The following is a 21,049-nucleotide window of genomic DNA, read 5'->3' as shown; positions in this document are numbered from 1 at the left end:
GGAATAATATAATGAAAGTATTGCCATTTAAAATTATCGATGAAGGCAAATGCGGTATCATCACAGCAGAAAAAGAGTATTTTGAGCGAGAATGTATTTTACGTGTGGTGAGTGAATATACTCACAGCTATTTTGTTTCATTTTACCCCATCTCTGAGTATTCTATAGAGATTAACATAACAGCTAAAGACAATAGCAACATTGAAGAACGCTTATTAAAAGAATTTTTTAACAAGTGTATTGATACACAAATTCGCATTGATCTCCAAAAAGAATTTGGAGACCTCCGAAAACGGATTGTAGATTATGCCTTTTTAGCAGTGGAGAAAAACCGTGCTTAGTTATAGAATTTTACCATTTCAATTTAAGCATCTTTTTGATGATACTGTACTTCTCGTAAACGAATGTGGCGATTTCACTTTTCTTAAAAATGATATATTTGATAAATTTGTTAGACACACACTCTCAGATCAAGACGAAAATTTTTTGAGATTAAAGTCTCATTTATTTGTCGCTCAAGATGAGATTGAATCATCTCTACAAAAAATTTCAGCTAGATATAGAACAAAAAAATCTTTTTTGCGTGACTTTACAACGCTTCATATGATGGTAATTACTCTGCGCTGCAATCAGCGATGCGAATATTGCCAAGTGTCATGTGCTGAAGAAGACGCACAAAACTATGACATGAAGATAGATGTGGCACGCCATATCGTAGATACAATTTTTTCTGCACCAACAAATAATCCCAAAATTGAATTTCAAGGTGGAGAACCATTATTAAATTGGCCTGTCATTAAAGATGTTGTTTTCTATGCTGAAAAGATTGCTAAAGAAAAAGAAAAAAAAGTCGAATTTGTTATTTGTACAAATCTCACACTTATCACTGAAGAACAACTCTATTTTTGCAGAGATCATGGCATAGCAATATCAACATCACTTGACGGCCCTGAGTATCTCCATGATGCATGCCGCAAAACAAAAGCTGGAGGAGGTACCTACAATTTATTTTTAGAAAAACTAGCCCTATCACGTAGTATACTTGGCCATGATGGTGTCGATGCACTCATGACAACATCTTCTGTTTCTCTTGAACACCTTAAGGATATAGTTGAAGAATATATTAGACAAGGCATGAGTGGCATATTTATTCGGTCACTCAATCCGTATGGATTTGCAGCCGAACAATCTGAAAAACTTGGCTACTCTGCAAAAGAATTTGCTGATAAATATTTAAATATATTGGATTTTATTATTGATATTAACAAAAAAATATTTTTTCCTGAGCACTTTGCAACTCTCCTACTTTCACGAATACTAACACCGTTCTCAACAGGCTTCGTTGACTTGCAGTCTCCATCAGGAGCGGGGATCAGTGGCGTAATCTATGACTATGATGGTTCTGTCTTTCCAGCAGATGAAGCTCGAATGCTTGCTAGAATGGGAGATAGGCATTTCTGCCTTGGAAATGTCTTAACGAACACATATCATGATATTTTTGCAGGAAGTAAGCTTAGAGAACTAACCAGGCAATCATGCATTGAAGTAACCCCACCATGTTCTTGGTGTGTGTACCAAGCATATTGTGGAACAGACCCCATACGGAACTATCTTGAAAGTGGACAAGAATTGAGAATTATGGAAAATACGCCTTTCTGCATTAAGCATAGACACATCTTTGATGGAATTTTTAAGAGACTATACCATGCAAGTGAAGAAACAAAAGATATTCTTTGGAGTTGGGTAACCAACAACCCTGGGCTGGTGCAACGTCATGATATGTATTAGTGGAAAAGCTTCTCGTACTTTTCAGCCAATTATAGGGATGGTAGCCAAAAGCCATCGTCCTATTTTTGCTCGAAAAAATATAATACTTGTAACAGATCAATTAGACAGATTAAGTGTTGGCTATAAGGCTTGCATATCTTCGGGCAAGAAAGGATATTTTTTCCATCCTGATCATATTTATGATTGCCAAGATATAGAAATTCTTCATGACGGTGATATTGTACGTATAGATGCAAATGGATGTGTCTCCGTTCTCTGGGAGATAAACTCACATCAAAATGCATTCATGCTTACAGAGGCATGTAATTGTAAATGCATAATGTGCCCACAACCTCCGCGCCGTCACTCTCCTCAACTTTTACGAGAAGCACAGCATACTCTTAATTTATTAAAAAATAAAAACATTAAGCAAATATGTATAACAGGGGGGGAGCCGACTTTACTAGGAGATAATTTTATAGATTTCCTCCATCGCTGTATCCATACACATCCTACAGCAAATATTGACATTCTCACAAATGGAAGAACCTTTAGCGATAGAGCATTTACTCATGATGTAGCTCAAGTTGCAACTAACAATGTTTGTTTTTGTGTTTCACTACATGCTGATATCGACACATTACATGACAACATAGTTGGGGCTAATGGAAGTTTTTCAGAAACATCTCTCGGTTTATATAATTTAGCTGAGCATGGATGCAAAATAGAAATACGCCACGTTATCAATAAATATAATTACAAAAGACTATACAATTTCGCAGAACATATATATAATTATTTTCCATTTTGTAGTCACTATGCTTTTATGGGGATGGAGCTATATGGAAATGCCGCATCTAATCAAAAAACAATTAATATATCCCCCTTAGATTATAGCGAAGAATTATACGATGCAATTCTATACTTAAAACGACGCAGACTTCCCATCTCTATATACAACATACCGCTTTGCTTATGCAAGAAAGAAGTACGAGAGTTCACTCGTCAATCAATATCAAGTTGGAAAAACTCATATCTCAAAGAGTGTGATAACTGCGATTTAAAAAAATACTGCGCAGGATTTTTTTCAACTTCAGTATCATTGCCCATTAACCATATAAAAGCAATAAAGGGAACGTTATGAGGAAAATTATCTATGGTATTTTTCTATTGCTAGGCTTCATCGCATCTGGCCTCGGAATAGGAAAACAAGAAGTTCAAGCTTCTCCAGCACAAACAATTGATCCTGTGATTTCCCATGCTTGCGCTGACGGTTTAGTTTTTTCTGATGTCTTAAATAATCAAGAAGAAACTTTGATTGCCGGACACTATAGCCACAGCAGCCACCGCAGTCATAGTAGTCACCGTAGCCACTACTCTAGTCGCTACTAATAACCTTACCCCCAGCTCCGACTGGGCTTGACATTTTGGGTACTTTATGGCGTCCTTTCATTACAGAGCCTCAGAAACTCTTACACGACGGACGCCAACCCGTGAGATTTGGCTATTTTTGTGCCCTGTCAAGGCTGTCTGACGCCTTGGGAGTGGTGTATAGTACGACCTTCATGGGTCGGGAGTAGGCTAATACAAGACCTCGCCGTAAGGCGGGGGAATAGGCCTGGCTGTTCGTGTACAGTTCTGAGCTCCCGGCCCTTTGCTTTTGCAGGGGCCAATCAGAAACTACACGAGGTTACTATGTCACAGGCCCAGCTCATTCCCGAAGTATTTTCTCCGTCCGTATCTCTCCACTCCGGCCGCCCGGCTACCACGTCGCTTGAGGTCGCAAAGTTCTTCGGCAAGCGCCACGACCACGTTTTGCGCGACGTGGACGCGCTTTTGTCGCAACTGCCTGAAAACTCCTTACAACCCAATTTTGGGGAGACGTATCAGGAGCAAGAAACGCCCCTTGGCGTGAAGCAGGTTCGCATGTTCATCCTCTACCGTGACGGCTTCATGCTGCTGGTCATGGGCTACACCGGCAAGAAGGCCCTAGCCATGAAGCTGGCCTACATCGAAGCCTTCAACCGCATGGAAGAAGAACTGGCCCGCCAGAAGGAAGCAACGCATAACATCACGCAGGACATCGTGGACTTCCCCGGCTCCCTTTCCCTCACGCCGTCCAGCGCTGCCGACCGCAAGCCTCTGCGGGCGCTGGTAGGTTCGTGGGCCAGGCTGTCCAGCGCCCCCTTTGATGCCTGCTGGAACCAGCTCAAGGCCGCCTTCCAGCTCACCAATATCAAGGACCTGCCGCAGGAATGGATACCGGACGCCATCGCCTGGGTGCAAAAGCGCATTGACGCACTGCCTCCGGCCCTGCCGCCACAGCCGGAGCGCCTGCCTCTGTACCGTAACGGCTGCTTCTATCCGCCACACCGCAACCCAAACCACGTTCCCGGCCCGCAGGAGGCCGCACTGCTGGCGCTGTGGCAGGACTGGAGCCGGCGTGAGGCCGTCCTCCGGCAGGAGTTCTCCGCCATGCTGCGGGAACTGGACGCCCGCCGCGGCGACCTGTTCAGCTACGCCGTGTCTGACCTGGGCCGTAATGCCGATACCACGTTCAGCTCGCAGTGCCTGTTGGACAGCCTGTTCCAAAGCCGCACGGAAGCCGAGCAGTGCTTCCGTCAGGCATTGGATAACGCCAGCCAGCACCTGCGCCTGAGCCTCAACATAGCCGTGGCCCTGGGAAGGTAAAAAAACAGGGGCCGGGTACCGGATGGTGCCCGGCCCTTTCCTCTCCTCTCTATGCCGTTGTCAAACAACGAAAAGTTCTTATCGAAAAACAGGGTTGCCCCAGGCATCCCGCTGTTGCTTCAGGGCACGGGAGCGATCCGTGGCCTCTCCAAAGTCCCCGAAGTCCGCAGTTCTGCCGTACCGGTCGGCATTGGCCATGAAGTCGTCGATCTCACGATCCATCGCCAGCCGCTTCTGTTCGCGCCCAAGCCGGGCACGCTCTCTGGCATTTTCCATACGTTCGCCACGCTGTTTTTCCCGCTGCTGCCGATCAAAGCCGCGCTGTACACCGCCAGCACCAGCCAGGGCCATGTCGCTGTCATCCAGGGCGCCACGCGGTCCCCAGGGCAGGGCACCACTTCCCAGGCCATAAAGCACCCCAGGCCCCTCATCTCCCCCTGAAAGTGCCCGCTGCATACGCGGGGCAAGCCAGCTGCCGCTGTTGCCGCGCGATTCGGAAGAATCCGCAAGGGAGCCACCTTTCCCGGCATCCTGCCCTGACGCGGCAGCCGGCAGGGGCTGCCCAAGCATCCGTGCCCGGACAACGCGCTCCGCAGTCTGCTTGTCAGACGCTCCCTGCTGCATGGCTCTGGCAATATTCTCTTCATATGCGGCATAGGCCGCATCGGCAGACAGACCGGTAAGCCGCATCTGCCCTTCAAGAATGGTCACCAGCCCGGCATCCACCCGATCCTCTCCTGTTTGCGGATCAGTTCGGGTACAGTAGCGGCGCAGGGCTGACCGGTCGCCATCGCTGAGCTTGTAGCCGCCTGCGGCCGGATCACTACTGCCGCTGCCTTTCTGCTTCGCCGGCTTGTAGGGACTCATGCCCGCCTGAAGCACACCCTCCATGCCGTCATACATACCGATCTGCCGTCCGCGCCTGTCAAAAACCAGCAGCTTGGGCAGGGCGCTGTAATCATCCACAGGGTTCTGCACAACGCCCATGCCCACCACATTGCCGGCGCCATCGTACAGAGGTATCTGCTTTTTGGGATCAAGCCGGTTTTCGGCATTGCCCATGACCGTACCCCAGTAATAGCGGGCAGCGGCCGCGCTGAATGCCGGGTTGACTGGATGCAGCTTGCCGTCAAGCCCGCGCAGAACAGACTGCTCTCCCTGCAAGACCCTGTTCACCTCGTTCATGGCTTCCTGCGGAGAAATCACCTGCCCGTTTGCCGTCCACCCCAGTTGCTGATCAGAACGAAACAGCACCCTGAAACGTCCGTCCTCTGTCCCTTCCAGGCGGTAGGGCAGGGGAGACTTGGCCGAGAGCTGCTCCATAAGCGGCATGAACTGCCGCATATCGCCGGACTGAAAGGCCTTGCTGACCGTCATGGCCTGCACACGCCAGTCCTGATACAACTTGTCCGCCGTAGCATCCATGTTCTTCAGCATGTCCAGGCGGCCCTTTTCCGTGCCGGCTCTGTCCTTGACAAACTGCCCCACAGCACGGGCGTGCCAGTAGTCCTGCATATCCGGGTTGCTCTGGATGCCCTCAAAGCCGCTCTGCGCAAAGGCCTTGCTTACGGCGTCATAGGCATCGCGCAGCTTGTACTGGTCATACAGGTCCCATGCGCTGCCCGCTGCATCCACAAGCGAATCAATGCCCCGGCCCACGGCTGCCACCGAAGCAGCCCCCTTGTAGATATCATCCCAGATATTGCCTTCCTTCTTGACCTTGGTGGTGGTCTGCTTGGTCTGCGAGGCTGCGGCCTGCGTGGCGGCATTCATGGCAGACTGCGCCATCTGGGAAGGGTTCGTACTTGTACGGTAAAGAGCCACGCGCCACTCCTAAAAAAAGAAAGAAGTCAATGCGCCAATACCGGCGCCAATGAGCGTTCCCACACCAGGGGCCACAGAACCGGCAACAGCGCCCCCGGCGGCCGCGCCGGCGGCGGACCCCGCAGCACCGCCGGCCAGGCTGGACGCAAGAGACGTTGCCGCCATGCTGCCCAGTGCCCCACCTGCGGCGCCGCCGGCAACCTTGCCGATGGCCCCCCCGGTGTCCCCGCCAATGGCCTGCCCCAGAGCCTGACCACCCAGCGATCCCAGCACGCCGCCAGCGGCTGATCCCAGCATGGGTGCAAAGGAAAAGCCGGAACTGGTCCCGGTAGCTGCCCCTTCGGCTGTTCCGGCAGCACCGCCGGATACGCCTTCGCCAATGGGCTGTGTCAGCTCGGCAGATGTCGGACCAAGGCTTCTGGCCGCCTCCTGCGGCGCCATGTGCAGCCCGGTAGCCACATCACTTGCCGCAGCCTGCGCTCCGGTCTGGGCCTGCACGGCGGGCAGGGCAAGGTCTGCCGCCTGAGCCGCCTGCGCACCACCGGTGATCGGGGCAGCCCCGGCCCCGGCACTGGCCGCCTCGCCTGCGGCATCTGGAGCGCCAAGCCCGGCAAGAAAGCCATAGGCATCCTTGCCCATGCCATAGAGCTGCTTGCCTGTTCCCACCACGCCAAGTCCCTGTGTCAGAACTTGCCCCGGCGTCATGGGCGATGGTTCATATTCGGTGCGGGGGCCTTCCCTGGTCTGACTGCCCATGGTCTGGGTAGCCTGCTGAAAGGTGCCGCTTGCCCTGCTGAAAGGATTGCTGGGGGTATACAGTGCCATGCCGCTCCTCCTTTAACTGGATAGGGCGCCAAGCCCGCTCAGGATGCCGCCTGTGGCATTGAAATTGGCCGCATTCTTCAGGCGGTCATAATTTTCCTGCTCCGCCCCCACGCGCGCCTGCGTTCTGGCTCCTGCCAGCTGTGCCGCCTTCTGGGTATCCAGCGCGGCATTGATGCCCTGAAAGCGCCCGCTGTTGGGGTTGACGCCCAAACGGGCATTGGCCCGCAGGGTCTGCCCCTGCACATCCTTCCAGGCACTGGACGCATCCGCCGTGGCCAGGGCCATACGTTCGTTGATGTCCACACCGCTTGTGGATGCCTCAAGAAACTTCTGGGCAGCTTCCGTCTGTTGCGGCAGCAGCTGCGTGGCCGCCTGCAACTGGTTCTTGTACAAGTTGGTTTCCAGCGGCAGCATTTCCATATTGGCCTGGGCCTGGGCAATTTCGTAGGGCTTGAAGTGCGTCTTCCACATCTCGTAGTAGTCACGCGCCCAGGCCTGCTGTTCTTCCGAAAGGGCGGCCATGCGGGCATTGTAGGCATAGTCCACCGTATTGGTGGTGCTGCTGCCGCCGCCACTGCCGCCCATGCACAGGGCAACAGGCCCGTCATGCCAGCTTCCTTCTGCCTCCAGAATGCTCCCGCTCTCCATATCCAGCAGGATACGGCTGTAGATCATGCGTCCCATCTGGCCTCTCCTGTCGCGTTTTCGGCCATGCCCAGCGCCTGCCGGTTCACGGCGGTAATCACTCCGCCGACGCTTTCCTGCCTGTCTGCCAGAAACACAAAATGCGGGATGATCCCCACATGACGCCAGCCAGTCTCCAGCGCTGCCTTCCAGGCCAGAGGATGACTTTCCGGCGTCACACCATACAGGCAGTCAAACAGATAGCCGTCGGTATCCCTGAGCGTCAGCAGATAGCGAAAAAAGCGGCGTCCCATGTCCGTGCGGCACTTCCTGCCCCAGAACTTCCTGAAAATGACAAAATGCACGCGCGCCGCCCGTATCTCCAGATGATTGCACCAGGCAAAGGCTGCCGGCTCCTGATCCGCCATAACGACAAAGGGCAAACACCCGGGCCGCAGCATCTCGTCCAGAAAGGCATCACAGCTTCGGGCCGAGCCATCGTAGAACAGCCTGTCACGCAGACATTCCGTACAGATTTTGTCATAGACTGCCCGCAGTATGCCCACCACATGCGGCTGCTGACAGGGCAGATACAGAATGGCAAAATGCGTCATGCTCACGCCTCCTTCTTCCAGCCCAGAACACACCAGCACAACTCTCCAGGCACGCTTGTCATGGCATCAACCTGTACGCAGGCTATGGCGTCAAACAGCCAGCTGCCAGCCTCCATACGCATATTTTCAACATTGATATGCAGCTCTCCTGTCGCACCTGATGGCACGGAAAAACCTGTCACCCAGACTACAGGCGCCGTATGCCATACGCCCGTATTCACCATCTCTCCATGAACGGCCCTGCCGTGCACCATCACCGGCATGGCCTCTGGAGCCATCTTTTCCAGCGTTACGGCCCCCTCGGCGAGGCGTGATACCGTCACGGCGCCGGCCTGCAACTCTTCCTCGCCCACACACCCCGCCCCCAGCTCCCGGCTGCCGATGCTCCCCAGCTCCAGCTTGCTGCCGGTAATGGAGCCATCGGCAAGTTTTGCGCCGGTCACGGCGCCGTTTGCCAGCTTGGAAGTGATCACTGCCCCGTCCGCAAGGCGTGCGCTCGTCACCGTGGTCTGGGCACTGCCCCCCAGCGCAATGCCGGTATCTCCCCGTCGCACGGCCTGCGATTTTTCCGATCCGCGGGCAAGACCGGCCAAACGCCGTACCACAGCATCCAGGCTTTGCAGATACACCGTCAGGTCAGAAGGCAACCCCCGCGGAACACTCTGCATTCCCCGGTCAGGACGCTCAGTTGCCATACTCCACCCCCTCCACGCTGCCACCCAGGCGGGCCTCATACACATCAGCCGTGCCGGACAGGCAAAAACTCCAGATGCGCTCCGAGCGCGTGGGGCGGATGCGCACGGCTTTCCCGGAACACAACAGCAGGCTGTCCCGCTGCCGTTTTTCATCCGGGCCAAAAATATCCATTCGCACAGGCGACGCTGGTGTCATTTCTCCCTGAACACGGGCTGCCGACATGGCGCACAGCACGGAAGAAAAGAATGCCTTGCTGTGCCAGCAATAGGGCAGGGGGGCAGCCCCCTCGGCTTCAAACTGCCAGATGGCAGGTCCTTCCGGCGTTTCCACGCTCAGATACAGGGCATCATCCTCGCTGTGATGGTACAGACTGCGCACCTGCCAGCCCTGCGGCAGTTCCAGGCGGGTGACGTCTGCCCGTCCGATATGAAACAGGATGCCGGTATTGCTTCCCGCAAAGAAGCCGATATAGCGATTGTCATGCACAGTGCCCATAAGGCGCTCCGGTCCCAGCGCCTGCCACTGCTCCCGGCTGTAGGTCTGGCCGGTAGCCAGCGTCTGCTGATTACTGGAAAACAGCATGAGGCCGTCCGGGCTGGCATACAGCACCCCGCCGGGCAGCGTGGCCACACTCCGGGCGGAAACGCAGGCCTGCTCAATGGGCAAGTGCGTCAGCGCCAGACTTTCCGGCACCGATCCCTGCGCCAGATAGGGGCGTCCCGTGGTCAGCACCACAATGGTATTGTCCACATGGGCCAGGGCCACAATGCTGTCCTCAACAGTCAGGCGATAGGCGGCAGGAAAGGCATAGGGCGTGAACGGCTCCGATATCAGCAGCTCATTGCCCCGAAAAGCGGCATAGATGCCGTTGTCTGTCTTGATGAGTCCCCGGGCATTGTCCGGGATGGGGTCCCAGGTGCTCGTCTGCAGGACTTCGGTGGAAACGTCCTTGTCATGCAGCACATCTGTGTACGTCCAGCCGGCAGCCTCCAGCTCTTCCACGGCAATCTCCGCCACCAGACGGAACTCGGAAGACTCCATACCCGACACCGTGCGGTACAGCCGAATATGCGTCACGTTCAGGCCTTCCAGCTCCGGCAGCACAAATCCTGCCAGCGTCACTCCGTCACCATCCAGCACGTCCATGACTTCGGAGGCAGGGGAGGGGGCGCTTTCGTACTGGATTACCCCGCCTGCCAGCATCTGCACGTAGGTGTACACATAGGCCGTGCTGCGCTGGATGCCGCTGTCGGTTATGGACGTGTCCTCATTCTCTCCCCCCGCTGTACCGTCCTCTTCCGACAGCGTGGCGCGCGAAAGCACCTCCACCGATGCCGTATCGCTGTCCTGCATAATCCCGCACAGCGTGTCGCTTTCACTGCCGTAACGCGCCGGAGCAGCGGCAATATGCTCAGCGGACCAGGCCCGCCCCTCTGTCTCCAGAAGCTGGGCGCCGGCCGCGGCTTTCAGCGTCAGCGCTGCTGCCGGTCGGGGAATCCCCAGGCGGTGCACGTCGCCTCCTGCCAGATACATGGTCGGGTACGCCCTGTCTCCCGTTATCAGCAGCTGCCCCAGGGGCTTTTCCCCTTCGGCATCCAGCACGGCGCTCTTGACCACACTGACCTCACCAGCCCAGTGCAACCAGCCGTCCACCTCATGCCGGAATATGGTTCCCGCCGGATCGGGCAGGGCAAGCACCTTCGCCGGTCCGCGCAGCGCACGCAGAGCGCCACTGTCCAGATCGCAGTTCACGCAGTCGCGGGCATTCTGGCTCTCCAGCAGACGGGAAGCCGTGCGCGGTATAGCGCCGGCAAAGGCGGTAACGGCAATGGTGGGCATGATCAGTACGCATCTCCCGGACTGTAGCTGTGGTACTTCTTCTCATGATCGGCAATGGCCGCATTGATGGCGCTTTGCACACCGCTGATGTGGCACTCCACAGAGGGGGATATGCCGTCAAAGGATACCGATCCGGCAACGTCTCCGGTAAACGTGATGGTCACAGGGGTCACCAGCCTCTGGGCAGCCTGAGCCGTCTTGGCCGTTTTTGCCACGCTGGCCTCATACACCACGGCATCCAGCTCGCCATGATCGGCATTGCCCTTGCGGTGAACGTCAATACGCATCCAGGGGGACCATGCCCCCTGGTGCGTCGTGCGTACCTTGATGATGTTCTGATCGCTGCCCGGCTCATTGCAGACGGCAAGCTCCATCTTCTCGGTAGCGTTGGAGACGACAAACCCCAGCTGCATGCCGCGTCCCTCTCAGCGCAGTTCCGGCGGCAACTGCCTGCCGGTGCGCTCGCTTTCATAGGAATTCCGGCAGTGTTCCCTGTCGCCAAACAGGGCGGCCAGCCTGTCCAGCCAGCGGCAGGGCCAGTGCCGCACGCCGGCCACATGCCAGCGCCAGCAGCGGCTGGACAGGGTCTCGTCAGCCCATACCGCAGGCATATTTGCCCCCGGCACACAGGCCAGCAGCAGAGATGTCAGCAGTCCGCCCAGACAGTGCAGGGCCTGGTCCAGCGAGACCACGGCCTGCCAGGCATTGTGACGGAGAATCTCCCGGCGGGTCATCATTCGCCCCCCGGCAGACTGTACTCTGGAATAATGGCAGCCACGTCTTCGGCGGTCTCGGCCGCGTCCAGCAAGTCCTCGTACCGCTGCCGCTGGCCGGTCAGGCTGCCGGAGGCCAAGGCGAACGCATCCGCTTTAGCTATGATACGACTTACCAGCTCGGCCTTGTCCATCTGCCGCCCGGCGGAAAGCGCGTCAACGAAAGGCGTGGATGCGGAGTTGTCGGCCAACCATGCACGGGCCTCGGCTTCCTGCTTGTCGAAGGTCAGACGTTCGTCGTCGGGATAAGTCGGCGTCAGAGCGGTGATTGCCTGCTGGTAGGCTGCATTGATCTCGTTGAGCTTCTCAATTTTAAGCTGAGAAAAAGGCTTTTCCGGCCTTTCTAGTAGTGCCCCGTCGGGCAGGGGGCCGAGGTCTTTCATCTCTCGCGGTTCCGTCTGCCAAGTGTCTCCCGGCAGCCAGTACTTTGTGCCACGATTGTCTTCTTCAAGCTCCCACAACGTACCGTCCCAGACGGCCACCTTCCCAGCCTCGGAAGGCGGGGATATGAACGTAGCATTGGCCGGGAGCATCCAGACAGCAGTTCCTGCCATCGCGGATTCCAGGGGGTCAGGAGAGCAAATTTCAGCCTGTGTAAATAGTCCTGCGTTATCATACCCGTAAGCTGTAGGCGGATTACTGAAGTCGATGGCGGGATTTTTGGGGGTAGTCATCTCGCATTCCATTTTTTGTTCCTAATATTTGATGAAAACGTTCACGCTGATTGCCGGTGGCTGAACCGTATCTGAATTGCCGTAGATAGCAGATGAACGAGAGGCATTCATAGAAACAACGCGCGCATCGCGCTGGCTGCCATTTGGACCTGTTGTGGAGCTAGACTGATAAAAGGCTCCACTAGAAGCGGTACCATAACCGCCGTCACCAGTTACTTGACCAGTAATATTCGGCAGCCCCGCTTCAATAACGCTCATTAAATTATTATCAGCACCCCAGAATGTCTTACCCCGGAAGTCAGGCAGATTAAAAGTGGTCGACCCGTCTCCGGGTCCGAACGCTGTCCCAATAACGGCAAAAAGGTCTGCATAGGTCGTTCTGGACGGAGTGCCACCATGGCAAAGCAGGAAACCACCCATACTGGTAGAGAAAGATGCTATCAGAGTACCTACAGGGAGACTCTCCGGTTTGGGCACCCAGCTTTCATCCAGCGAGCCATCGGACCCGGCCATGGGTACGGTGCCGGCCTGCGCCGTGGTGCTGGCCTTGACCAGCCCTGGAGAGTCTTCCGTGGCCAGCTCGCCCGCGGATTCTGCGGCTGCCTTGGCGTCATCAGCAATAGCTGCTGCGCTGTCTGCGGCTGCCTGAGCAGCCTCGGCGGCGCTCTGGGCGGACTGCGCCTTGCTGTCGGCAGCCTCAGCGGCTGTCTGGGCGGCCTGCGCCTTGCTATCGGCATTCTGGGCGGTGCTCTGCGCGTTTTGAGCCTTGTTATCCGCCGCTTCGGCAGCGCTCTGGGCCGCCTGTGCCTTGCTGTCGGCAGCATCCGCTGCGCTCTGGGCCGCAGCCGCCTTGTCATAGGCAGTTTTCACGGCTTTGCTGCTGGCAGGCGTAGTGCTGCTGTCACTGTCCACCGCATCGGAAAGGCCTTCCATCTGCCCCGTATCCCCCTTGTCCCCTTTCAGGTCCACGCCTTCATCAGGCCAGGAGCCATCCACGTTCTGGATCAGCAGTTTCGTGCCTTCCCAGCGATGATCTGGGCGGGGGCCAATCTGCCCGTCCTGACCATCAGTGCCGTTCTGTCCATCTACGCCATCCCGGCCAGGTTCCCCTTTCAGATCCACAGCATTGCCAAAAGGCGTCCCGTCCGGCTTCTGCCATTGCAGCATGGTTCCTTCCATGACAGGAACAGGAATATGCTGTTCCACCACTTCCGGGATGGCCGCACCGTGGGCATTGGGATCATTCACGTGCTGGGCCAGCAGATGCGCCCCTTTCACCACGGTCTGCTGAGCATCCTGCAGGGCAGAAATACTTTCGTTGACCTTGCCAATGACCTCTTCCGGGGTAGGGGAGGTGGCCTGTTCTTCCGTTGTCTGGCTCATACTTGCTCCTGCACGGCCATTGCCGCGTCATAACCTTGTTCCGAGGCCCACGTTTCCAGCCTTGTCAGCCTGTCCGTGGCCGTAATCAGGGCTGTCTGGTATTCGCTCAACAAAGCCTGCATCTCTGTATGCGTGTGCCCTTCCTTGCTCAGTCTGGGCCACGCTTCCAGCAGACTCTGCTCGCCGGGGACGCGCACACTGTGGGCCGTGGTCTGGGGCGCCAGCATGACCGTTGTCCCCGCCGGAATGGTCACTCCGCCCACCACAAGGGGCTTCTCCAGCGTAACGAAGGTATACTGCGCCAGTATCTTCATGCTTTCCGGCATGGTGCCTCCTGACAGGGCAGGGGAGCCGTGACTCCACCTGCCCTCTGCTGTTTACCGGGGCTATACGCCGGGCACGGTGTAGTCTTCCACCACCACACGCAGCCTGCCGGTATAGGTGGTGGCATTTTCGATGCTGTCACCAAAGGCAATGCCGGTTTCACCGGTCAGTTCCTTGCCGTTGAACAGCAGGTTGCCGCTGCCGGCCTTGCTGATGGCATCCAGCACATCCTTGTTGGCGTGGCTGTGGTTGGACTCATCAAAGGCCGTATTCAGCGCATCGATGAGGGCCTTGAGAGCCTTGCCCTGCTCGGCAGAAAGCACCTTGTCCGAGCCGCCCGTGGTCAGATCGTTGACGATCTCGCTCTTCTTCACATGATCGGCCACCAGAGCATCGATGCTGTCCTTGTTGGCATTGATGGCATTGACCAGCTCGGACAGGCGGTCGATGGTGCCGTCGTCGGGTTCGCCGGACAGGAAATTGTTGACCGTGGTGGACAGGGTGGACAGGCTGCTCTGCAGGGTGGCAATGTCGCCGGTCTTCACAGCCTCGATGGCCGTATCGATCAGCCCCTGGATACTGTCCGTGGTGGGCGCGGCGGCCAGGTACTCGGCAAGGGTCTTGCCCGAGGTCTTGTCGAACACATCTTCGCTGCTGATGTTCGCGGCATTGCCTTCGCTGTCAAAGAAGCGGAACAGTTTCTTGGTGGTTTCAGCCATGGTTGTCTCTCCTTTTTCGGATGCGTGTTTGCGTATAGATACCGCCACTACGGCGTGTATTCTTCGATTTTTGCGGTGAACGCCGCAGCAGAGGGCGGCGTGGCTCCTGGTTCAACAAGAGTAATGGGGGCCACCGTCACGCCAGGCGAAACTTCCACTCCTTCCGGGGGCAACGGCATATCAGGAGCAACCCAGTCAGGGTCTTCCGTCACATGCCGCAGCTCCAGCTTGGTCACCCGGTCGCTGAGCGTGTAAAACTGGCCGGCAATACTGGCCACAGCCATCTGAACGGTGTAGGAATCCTCCAGCTTGTCAGCCAGACTTTCGGCCCTGATTACGGCAGCTTCGGCGTTTTGCCGTGCTGTTTCTGCCCTGTCGGCACGCACATGGGCATAGTTGGCCTGCCTGGTGGATTCTGTGGCACTGTCCTTTGCCTGCACGGCGCTTTGCGCTGCGGCTGCGGCATGACCTTCTGCCTCGGCGGTGGCGCGCTCCACGGCCTCCGTAACCACCTGCGGCGTGAGCAGATCCACAGCAGCGTCCATGATGGCCTGATCCACATCGGCGGCAAGTTTTTCAACGTCTCCCCGTTCTTGCTGCACTCTCTGGAGGTCACTGGCTGCCGCCTGTTGCGCGGCAATGGCCTGTTGGGCTGCCAGATTGGCGTCGTCGGCGCTGGCATCAGCGGCCTGGGCGGCCTTCTGGGCAGCCAGGGCGGAACCGGCGGCATGATCGGCATTCTTTTGTGCGGAATCCGCTGCGGCCTCTGCCCGCAGGGCGTCAGCGTTGGCACAGGCAGCAGCTGTTTCTGCCCTCTGCGCGGCATCCAGAGCATCGTCACGGTAGCGTTCCAGTCCCTGGGCGGCAGTCTCGGCCCGTTCCGCACACTGGCAGGCTCTGGTAGCCGAATTGGCGGCAGCAGCCGCAGAGCAGGAAGACTTCTTGGCCGCGCCTTCTGCCCGCTCCACCAGACTGATGAAGTCCTCCTCATACTCGGCAGAAACTTCATGCAGTTCTTCAAGGGCGCCGTCCCTGGCATCCGTAATATCGTGAACAGCGTTCTGTCCCGCATTGCCGATGCTGGCCACAGCCGCAGATTGAGCTTCACTGGCTGTGCGACTCAGCGCATCCAGCACTTCGCTGCTGCGCTGTTCAATGGCCTCACGCGAAACAGCTTCCTGTTCCCGTATGCAGCGCGTGGCATCGGCCACCAGGCGGCCGGCGGCCTCTTCCGCCTGTTGCGTCACCGAGGTCTGAAAATGGTGGATGCTGTCAGCCACACCATCCACAAGAACCTGTGCCTTGTCCGCCTGTGCGCTGGCATTGCCTTCCGCCGCCTGTGCGGCATCCTTGGCTGCTTCGGCCTGCTGTACGCTGGCCGTCACCTGAGCCAGTGTCGAAGCCGCGGCCTCGGCCTGATCCCGTGCCGCATCCGCACTGCTGGCAGCCTGGGCGGCATAGCCGGCCACTTCCTCCGGCAGCAGGGATCCCGCCGGCAGCGGTTCGCGCGGGGCAAGGTCCATGATGTCCATGAGGTTGCAGTCCTCATTGGGCACAAAAACCTTGGTACGAATTGTCCGCATGGGTGCCGTGGCGGTCACGCTCCCGCAAATGCCGCCTCCCGATGCGGGAAAACCGATATGCACGTCATAGACGCTGCCTTCGTAACCCAGAGCATTGGGAAAGACGCGCAACACACAGTGCCCGTCCTTGTCCGTTACGCCCGTGACCTCGCGGGGAACCACCAGCCCCTGATACTTGTCGGGACTGCACAGCCGCATCCTGACCACGGCACCCGTACAGGGGCGCCCCTGCTGGTCGTTGATCCTGGCCGTGACATTGACGAGAGGCAGGTTGCTCATGACGTTCTCCTACCGGGACATGGCCCGGATACGCGCCCGCGCCACACCTTCGTTGTATTGTTCAAGGGCTACCTGGGCACCAGCGGCATCCGTCCAGGTGACATGCTGGCCAGACATGGCCTTGAGACGAGCCTGCGCGCCATAGGCCAGCACATCCCCCCAGTTTTCCATGAGCCGTGCCGGCAGCTTGTCCGCCAGACGTGAAGGGCACAGCACGGCATCCACCACGACGCTGCATTCTCTTGGCAGAGGCGTCCGCAGGCACACACTGTTCCCCTCGGTGCGGTAGTCCTCCGGTGCCAGCCTGTTGCCCTCCAGCCAGACCCCCAGAACCATGGTCAGCTGGCAGCCCTGGGGCAGGTTCAGCGGAATGTCCGCTTCTCCGTGCAGCCCCACCTCTTCCAGGCGCTCACGCCACACGGCAGCCTGCTCGCAAAAGTGCTTTGCCATGGTCCGTAACGCATCCAGCACCATGCCGCGCGGGCAGGGCAGAACCTGCGGCATGACCTGCCGCACCAGCACCTCCAGAGATTCCCAACGCTCCATCAGGCGCCTCCCATACTGCCGGTTTTGGGCCACGTGCCATCCACCTGCGTCTTGGTGCCAAGCAGTGCGCTGAACAGCTGCATGTGGTAACTGGCCTTGGCGGCATTGCTGCTTTCATTGTCGCCAGACAGCACCGAGGCCAGCATGTGGTGCACAAGGGCCTGCGCATAGTCGTCAGCCACTCCCAGAGGCTGTTCCGGCGTCTTGATGATTGCCGGTGCGGCATAGTAGGTGGCTTCCACATAGACATCGGCATCGTCCGGGACAGGCGGGCACACGTAGTACACCTGGCTATTGCTGATCCTGTCGTAGGCGAAGTTCTCCACACGGCAGGCAGGGGGCAGACTGTCGGCCCAGGCCATGAGCACATCCGCCTGCACGGAAACGATGGGCGCTCCTGGATGCTCCCCATCCATGCCCATATTGCGCACCAGCCCGCAGAAGCCCGTAGCATCGTGGCGTGCCCCGTGCCTCCGGATGGACGGGATGTGCTGCAACATGCCGGGTTCCAGGCGGATGACCTCCGTCACGGCACAACAGTCGGGGCGCTGCAGGGCCACTGCCCGCAAGGCGGCATTGAGAAAGTCAAGCAGGCCTATGCGGCCTTCTTCGGCTTCCCAGGGCCAGCGTGCGGCCATGCCCGGCTCAAGGTCCTGCAACGCACCCGACACCAGGCGAAGGACATCAGCCGCCAGCAGCATGGCTAGACGGCCTCCGCCTGAGTCTGTTCCGCCGGCACCTCGACAGAAAACGAGAAGCGATTGACGTGACGGAATACGGTTTTCTCCTGCCCGTTGTCCTGATGCACCACCTGCGGCACATCCATGACTGCCAGCTTGAGCATTTCGGCCACGGCTCTGGGCACAAGCACAGGCTCGTCCCGCTTAATGCGGTAGGCATAGCCGTTCACCGAGACCATCACCGGTGTGGAATCGTTGGGCTGACTGTTGATGGTCAGCAGCACCTTTTCCTGCTGCCTGAGCTGGTGCATGGCCCTCTTTTCTTCCCTGACAGCCTGCATGGCGGCTTCTTCCCGCAGCGTTTTCAGTTCGCGCGCTGCGGCCTCCCGTTCCGCATCAGCCTTGCGCAGAGCCTGACGGGCCTCTTCGGCTTCAGCCCTGGCCGCAGCCAGATCGGCACGCAGCGTTTCCACGTCACCAGTGCCCACGGCCTGGGCCTGAGTCTTGTTTTCAGCCATTGTTGCCTCCTACAGGCGGGTAACGGCCACTTCCACGCGGGCCATCCACATGTCGTACAGGATTTCGGCCGTGCGATAGGCCTTCCAGCCAAGGCTGCCGCGCTGGCCAAGCGGATCACCACCGCGCGGCGTATTGGGATTGAGCGCCATGACGTTCACCGGCGAAGCCCCGCTGCCGCGCTGGGCGGCAAAGGGCGTCACGCCAAAGGCGTTTTTGCCCAGAAAAAGAATGGGATAGACGTCGGCACAGGCGCCTTCATTGCTTTCCACTTCCACGCCGCCGGCAGGGGCGGCCCCGGCATCCAGCCACGGCTCCATGAGATTGGTGGTCACATAGCGGACGTTCTCCACAGACCCCACTTCTCCTTCCATGGGACGGTACGAACCGTACTTTTCCACGGGTACAAAGCCGGGCATGTTGCGAATGTCCGACTCCACGTCCGTATGGCAGACAGCCACATAGGACGGCGCAATGGCAAAGGTGGAATAATTGGCGCTGGCAGCCACCACACTGGTGATGGTGCGGGCCTCCTGACGCTTGAGGGCACGTGTCACGCGGCGCTGCAGGGTCAGGGTCAGCGGCTCGTTGACACCATCGCGTGTCGTGGCCTGAATGCCGCCCGTCTTTCCAGAAAAGAAGACATTGGTGCCGGCCAGCAGCTTGTTGGTCACCACCCGTTCCAGCATGATGGCAGACTGTTCTCCCAGAATGTCGGAAAACTCTGTCCAGATGGGGTCCTCGATGGTGTCCGACAGCACATCGGTGATTTCGATGTAGTCGCCATACTGCTGCAGGCGCGATACCACATCGCGGAACGCGGGCTTGGAAGCCGCAGGCGTCACGCCTTCCACAAGGGCCTTTGGAATATTGTCCAGGGGCAGATAGCCGCGGAACTTGATCTCGTTGCCATGATTCTTGGGGATGGGCTTCTGCTGCCCAAAGCGGGACAGCACAATAAGCGGCTGGGCACGCTTGAGCAGCTCACCACAGACGTAACCTGCGGTGCGGTAGGAAATATCCCCGGTACCGGTGATGGGCGGCATAGGTTATCCTCACTCTTTGGACGAAAGGGAGAGGGACAGTCCGGCGTCGAAGTCGTCCTTATCTCCGATGCCGGCCGGAGCTACGGTTCCGCCGCGTCCCGGAACTGCAAGCGCGCCCGTGGGGTCCGGTCTGCGGGCCTCACACTCGCGCTTGAATCGCGTCAGCAGGCTGCTGACCTCCTGCGGGTCCTGGCTTCTGGTAAAGATATCCATGAGCGGGGCGGCCTCTCCGTAGGGCTTGGCCTGAATCCACTGCAACATGTCGTTGCGAAAACGCATCTGGGCCGCCGAATCGCTACCTGTCAGCAGAGCATGAAAATCCGGGTGATCGTGCTGCATGACTCGCAAGAAGTTTCGCTGCCGCTCCAGTGCCGCCTGCCTGGCCCGCTCCTGACGCAAGACCTCGCGCTCATCAGCCTGCTGGCGCTGCATACGCACGAGGCGGGCATGATCATGAGCAATCTCGGCGCCGTACTGCTCCAGCCGGTAACGCATGGCCTCGCCTTCAGGAGAATCCTCCCGTGCCATTGCGGCAGCTTCGGCATCCATCTTCTGCAAGCGCTCGTACTCGGCCGTCAGCTCTTCGGATATCTCCACGACGGCAGGCTGCGCCGGCTCCCCAGAGGGCGTCTCCTCCTGCGAAGGCGACGCTTCCGGGGCAGGCTCCGCCGTCACAGCGGCAGGTTCTTCCTGCTCTTCCTGTCCTTCGGCTCCTCCGGCAGGGTAGGGGGGATCATCCTGCACAATGCGCTCCTGATCCGCACCGTCCTCTACCTCCTGTGGCAGAGCCTCTTCCTGCGGCTCCTCGCCTTCCGTGAGGGCGGCATCAAGCCCTTCGGCAAAATGTCTTTCCTCATCTGGAACTGCCGGCACTTCCTGCTGTTCCACGGGCTGCTGGCTCATCCTGGAACTCCTTGCTATTGCGGGTTACGGTTGAAAGCGTCGAGGATGTCACGCGCCAGCTGGGCGCGTCCCTGCGCTCGAAAAATGGCAACACTGTCCGTGGCCAGCTCCAGCTCTTCCCGAGCTTCGCGCAGCTTGGCCTGCATGAGGACGCACACGGCATTCTCGCTGGCCGCACCAGCCTGCCGAATGTCACGCAGCGCCTTTTGCGCGATTTCCCTGGTGTTCACAGCATCATTTCTCATGGCGTCACCCCCTGTGCCGTGCCCCCCGCTTCGGCCGGCAGACCCGTCTGTTTCTCCAGCTGGGCCAGCAGCATGAGCATCTGGCGCTGTATCTCCTGCGGCGGCAGGCCTTGTTTCTGCAGTTCCTGCGTGAGGGCCTGCACGTTAGCCTGGGCACTGGCCATCTGCATTTCCTGCTGATGCCGCTGGGCCTCTTCCTTGCTGTAAAGAATGCGCTCCACAGGCAGATCGGTCTGCTCAAAGGCCACCTCAAGCAGACCGCGCTCATTGATGTGCGGGGAAAAGGCAGGAATACTGAGCCACTGCATGATGCCGGGTACCTGCTGCGCGCGAACTTCCTTGGCAATGAGCGACTGCGATCCGCTGGCCACCACCTCAAAGTCGCCCTTGCAGTCCTCCCTGGGCGACCACTGCATAAGCCAGCGGTACATGGCCCGGATGAAGGGAGCGATGACGTTGTCGTCAAACAGCTTGATATGATCCTTGAGCAGGATATTG

At 57.8% G+C, this 21,049-nt stretch carries 24 protein-coding genes and 1 pseudogene; 5 read left to right on the top strand and 20 right to left on the bottom strand.

Annotation, left to right across the window (positions count from 1 at the left end; translation table 11 throughout):
• Positions 1-11: 11 nt before the first annotated feature.
• From Q0J57_RS00125 to Q0J57_RS00105, 5 genes are all read left to right on the top strand, one after another.
• On the top strand, positions 12-341 hold the full coding sequence (locus tag Q0J57_RS00125) for a hypothetical protein (RefSeq protein ID WP_297215405.1): 330 nt from the start codon (positions 12-14) through the stop codon (positions 339-341).
• Positions 334-1,788 (top strand): His-Xaa-Ser system radical SAM maturase HxsB, encoded by a 1,455-nt coding sequence (hxsB, locus tag Q0J57_RS00120; protein WP_297215401.1) that lies wholly within the window; start codon positions 334-336, stop codon positions 1,786-1,788. Before Q0J57_RS00125 ends, hxsB begins: the two co-directional genes overlap by 8 nt.
• A complete protein-coding gene (gene hxsC, locus Q0J57_RS00115; protein WP_297215398.1) occupies positions 1,775-2,911 on the top strand; it encodes a His-Xaa-Ser system radical SAM maturase HxsC in 1,137 nt (378 codons plus the stop codon). Before hxsB ends, hxsC begins: the two co-directional genes overlap by 14 nt.
• The gene (locus tag Q0J57_RS00110) at positions 2,908-3,159 is read left to right on the top strand and encodes a hypothetical protein (protein ID WP_297215395.1); all 252 of its coding nucleotides are present in this window, start codon (positions 2,908-2,910) and stop codon (positions 3,157-3,159) included. Before hxsC ends, Q0J57_RS00110 begins: the two co-directional genes overlap by 4 nt.
• A 303-nt stretch (positions 3,160-3,462) precedes the next feature.
• Complete coding sequence (locus tag Q0J57_RS00105; RefSeq protein ID WP_297215392.1) at positions 3,463-4,458, top strand: Rha family transcriptional regulator; 996 nt, start codon at positions 3,463-3,465, stop codon at positions 4,456-4,458.
• A 78-nt stretch (positions 4,459-4,536) separates the two neighbouring features.
• On the opposite strand, the gene Q0J57_RS00100 is transcribed toward Q0J57_RS00105, so the two are convergent.
• From Q0J57_RS00100 to Q0J57_RS00005, 20 genes and pseudogenes are all read right to left on the bottom strand, one after another.
• Positions 4,537-6,282 (bottom strand): hypothetical protein, encoded by a 1,746-nt coding sequence (locus tag Q0J57_RS00100; protein ID WP_297215390.1) that lies wholly within the window; start codon positions 6,280-6,282, stop codon positions 4,537-4,539.
• Positions 6,283-6,291: 9 nt separating this feature from the next.
• A complete protein-coding gene (locus Q0J57_RS00095) occupies positions 6,292-7,107 on the bottom strand; it encodes a hypothetical protein (RefSeq protein WP_297215388.1) in 816 nt (271 codons plus the stop codon).
• Positions 7,108-7,119: 12 nt separating this feature from the next.
• Positions 7,120-7,791, bottom strand: a complete 672-nt coding sequence (locus Q0J57_RS00090) for a hypothetical protein (protein WP_297215385.1) — start codon at positions 7,789-7,791, stop codon at positions 7,120-7,122.
• Positions 7,779-8,345, bottom strand: coding sequence for a hypothetical protein (locus tag Q0J57_RS00085; protein ID WP_297215382.1), 567 nt, complete (start codon positions 8,343-8,345; stop codon positions 7,779-7,781). The genes Q0J57_RS00090 and Q0J57_RS00085 overlap by 13 nt, the downstream gene beginning before the upstream one ends.
• Before the next feature lie 2 nt (positions 8,346-8,347).
• On the bottom strand, positions 8,348-9,040 hold the full coding sequence (locus Q0J57_RS00080) for a hypothetical protein (RefSeq protein WP_297215378.1): 693 nt from the start codon (positions 9,038-9,040) through the stop codon (positions 8,348-8,350).
• On the bottom strand, positions 9,030-10,880 hold the full coding sequence (locus Q0J57_RS00075; protein ID WP_297215375.1) for a hypothetical protein: 1,851 nt from the start codon (positions 10,878-10,880) through the stop codon (positions 9,030-9,032). Before Q0J57_RS00075 ends, Q0J57_RS00080 begins: the two co-directional genes overlap by 11 nt.
• A 2-nt stretch (positions 10,881-10,882) precedes the next feature.
• A complete protein-coding gene (locus Q0J57_RS00070) occupies positions 10,883-11,293 on the bottom strand; it encodes a hypothetical protein (protein WP_297215372.1) in 411 nt (136 codons plus the stop codon).
• A gap of 12 nt (positions 11,294-11,305) precedes the next feature.
• Entirely contained in the window at positions 11,306-11,617 is a 312-nt protein-coding gene (locus tag Q0J57_RS10135) for a pseudouridine synthase (protein ID WP_363315443.1), read from the bottom strand.
• Entirely contained in the window at positions 11,614-12,327 is a 714-nt protein-coding gene (locus Q0J57_RS00060; protein WP_297215369.1) for a hypothetical protein, read from the bottom strand. Before Q0J57_RS00060 ends, Q0J57_RS10135 begins: the two co-directional genes overlap by 4 nt.
• 21 nt (positions 12,328-12,348) lie before the next feature.
• On the bottom strand, positions 12,349-13,710 hold the full coding sequence (locus Q0J57_RS00055) for a phage tail protein (RefSeq protein WP_297215364.1): 1,362 nt from the start codon (positions 13,708-13,710) through the stop codon (positions 12,349-12,351).
• Positions 13,707-14,036: a hypothetical protein gene (locus Q0J57_RS00050; protein ID WP_297215361.1), complete on the bottom strand. Its 330-nt coding sequence runs from the start codon at positions 14,034-14,036 to the stop codon at positions 13,707-13,709. The genes Q0J57_RS00055 and Q0J57_RS00050 overlap by 4 nt, the downstream gene beginning before the upstream one ends.
• 60 nt (positions 14,037-14,096) lie before the next feature.
• Entirely contained in the window at positions 14,097-14,753 is a 657-nt protein-coding gene (locus tag Q0J57_RS00045; RefSeq protein WP_297215358.1) for a hypothetical protein, read from the bottom strand.
• A 47-nt stretch (positions 14,754-14,800) separates the two neighbouring features.
• Complete coding sequence (locus tag Q0J57_RS00040; protein WP_297215354.1) at positions 14,801-16,615, bottom strand: hypothetical protein; 1,815 nt, start codon at positions 16,613-16,615, stop codon at positions 14,801-14,803.
• Between the two features lie 9 nt (positions 16,616-16,624).
• The gene (locus tag Q0J57_RS00035) at positions 16,625-17,161 is read right to left on the bottom strand and encodes a hypothetical protein (RefSeq protein ID WP_297215352.1); all 537 of its coding nucleotides are present in this window, start codon (positions 17,159-17,161) and stop codon (positions 16,625-16,627) included.
• Positions 17,161-17,862 carry a DUF6682 family protein gene (locus Q0J57_RS00030; RefSeq protein WP_297215349.1) on the bottom strand — a complete coding sequence of 234 codons (702 nt, stop codon included), beginning with the start codon at positions 17,860-17,862 and terminating at the stop codon, positions 17,161-17,163. The genes Q0J57_RS00035 and Q0J57_RS00030 overlap by 1 nt, the downstream gene beginning before the upstream one ends.
• A 2-nt stretch (positions 17,863-17,864) precedes the next feature.
• Positions 17,865-18,359: a hypothetical protein gene (locus tag Q0J57_RS00025; protein WP_297215346.1), complete on the bottom strand. Its 495-nt coding sequence runs from the start codon at positions 18,357-18,359 to the stop codon at positions 17,865-17,867.
• Between the two features lie 9 nt (positions 18,360-18,368).
• Positions 18,369-19,403, bottom strand: a complete 1,035-nt coding sequence (locus Q0J57_RS00020; protein ID WP_297215343.1) for a N4-gp56 family major capsid protein — start codon at positions 19,401-19,403, stop codon at positions 18,369-18,371.
• Between the two features lie 9 nt (positions 19,404-19,412).
• Complete coding sequence (locus Q0J57_RS00015) at positions 19,413-20,306, bottom strand: hypothetical protein (RefSeq protein ID WP_297215340.1); 894 nt, start codon at positions 20,304-20,306, stop codon at positions 19,413-19,415.
• Positions 20,307-20,320: 14 nt separating this feature from the next.
• A complete protein-coding gene (locus tag Q0J57_RS00010) occupies positions 20,321-20,551 on the bottom strand; it encodes a hypothetical protein (protein WP_297215337.1) in 231 nt (76 codons plus the stop codon).
• Positions 20,548-21,049, bottom strand: a pseudogene (locus tag Q0J57_RS00005) (hypothetical protein); the annotation flags it as partial. The pseudogene Q0J57_RS00005 and the gene Q0J57_RS00010, both read right to left, overlap by 4 nt.

It is taken from the genome of uncultured Desulfovibrio sp., from assembly GCF_944324505.1.
Taxonomy (GTDB): Bacteria; Desulfobacterota; Desulfovibrionia; order Desulfovibrionales; family Desulfovibrionaceae; genus Desulfovibrio.
Note: the sequence above shows the minus strand (reverse complement) of the source record. Positions and strands in the feature narration are given on the sequence as shown.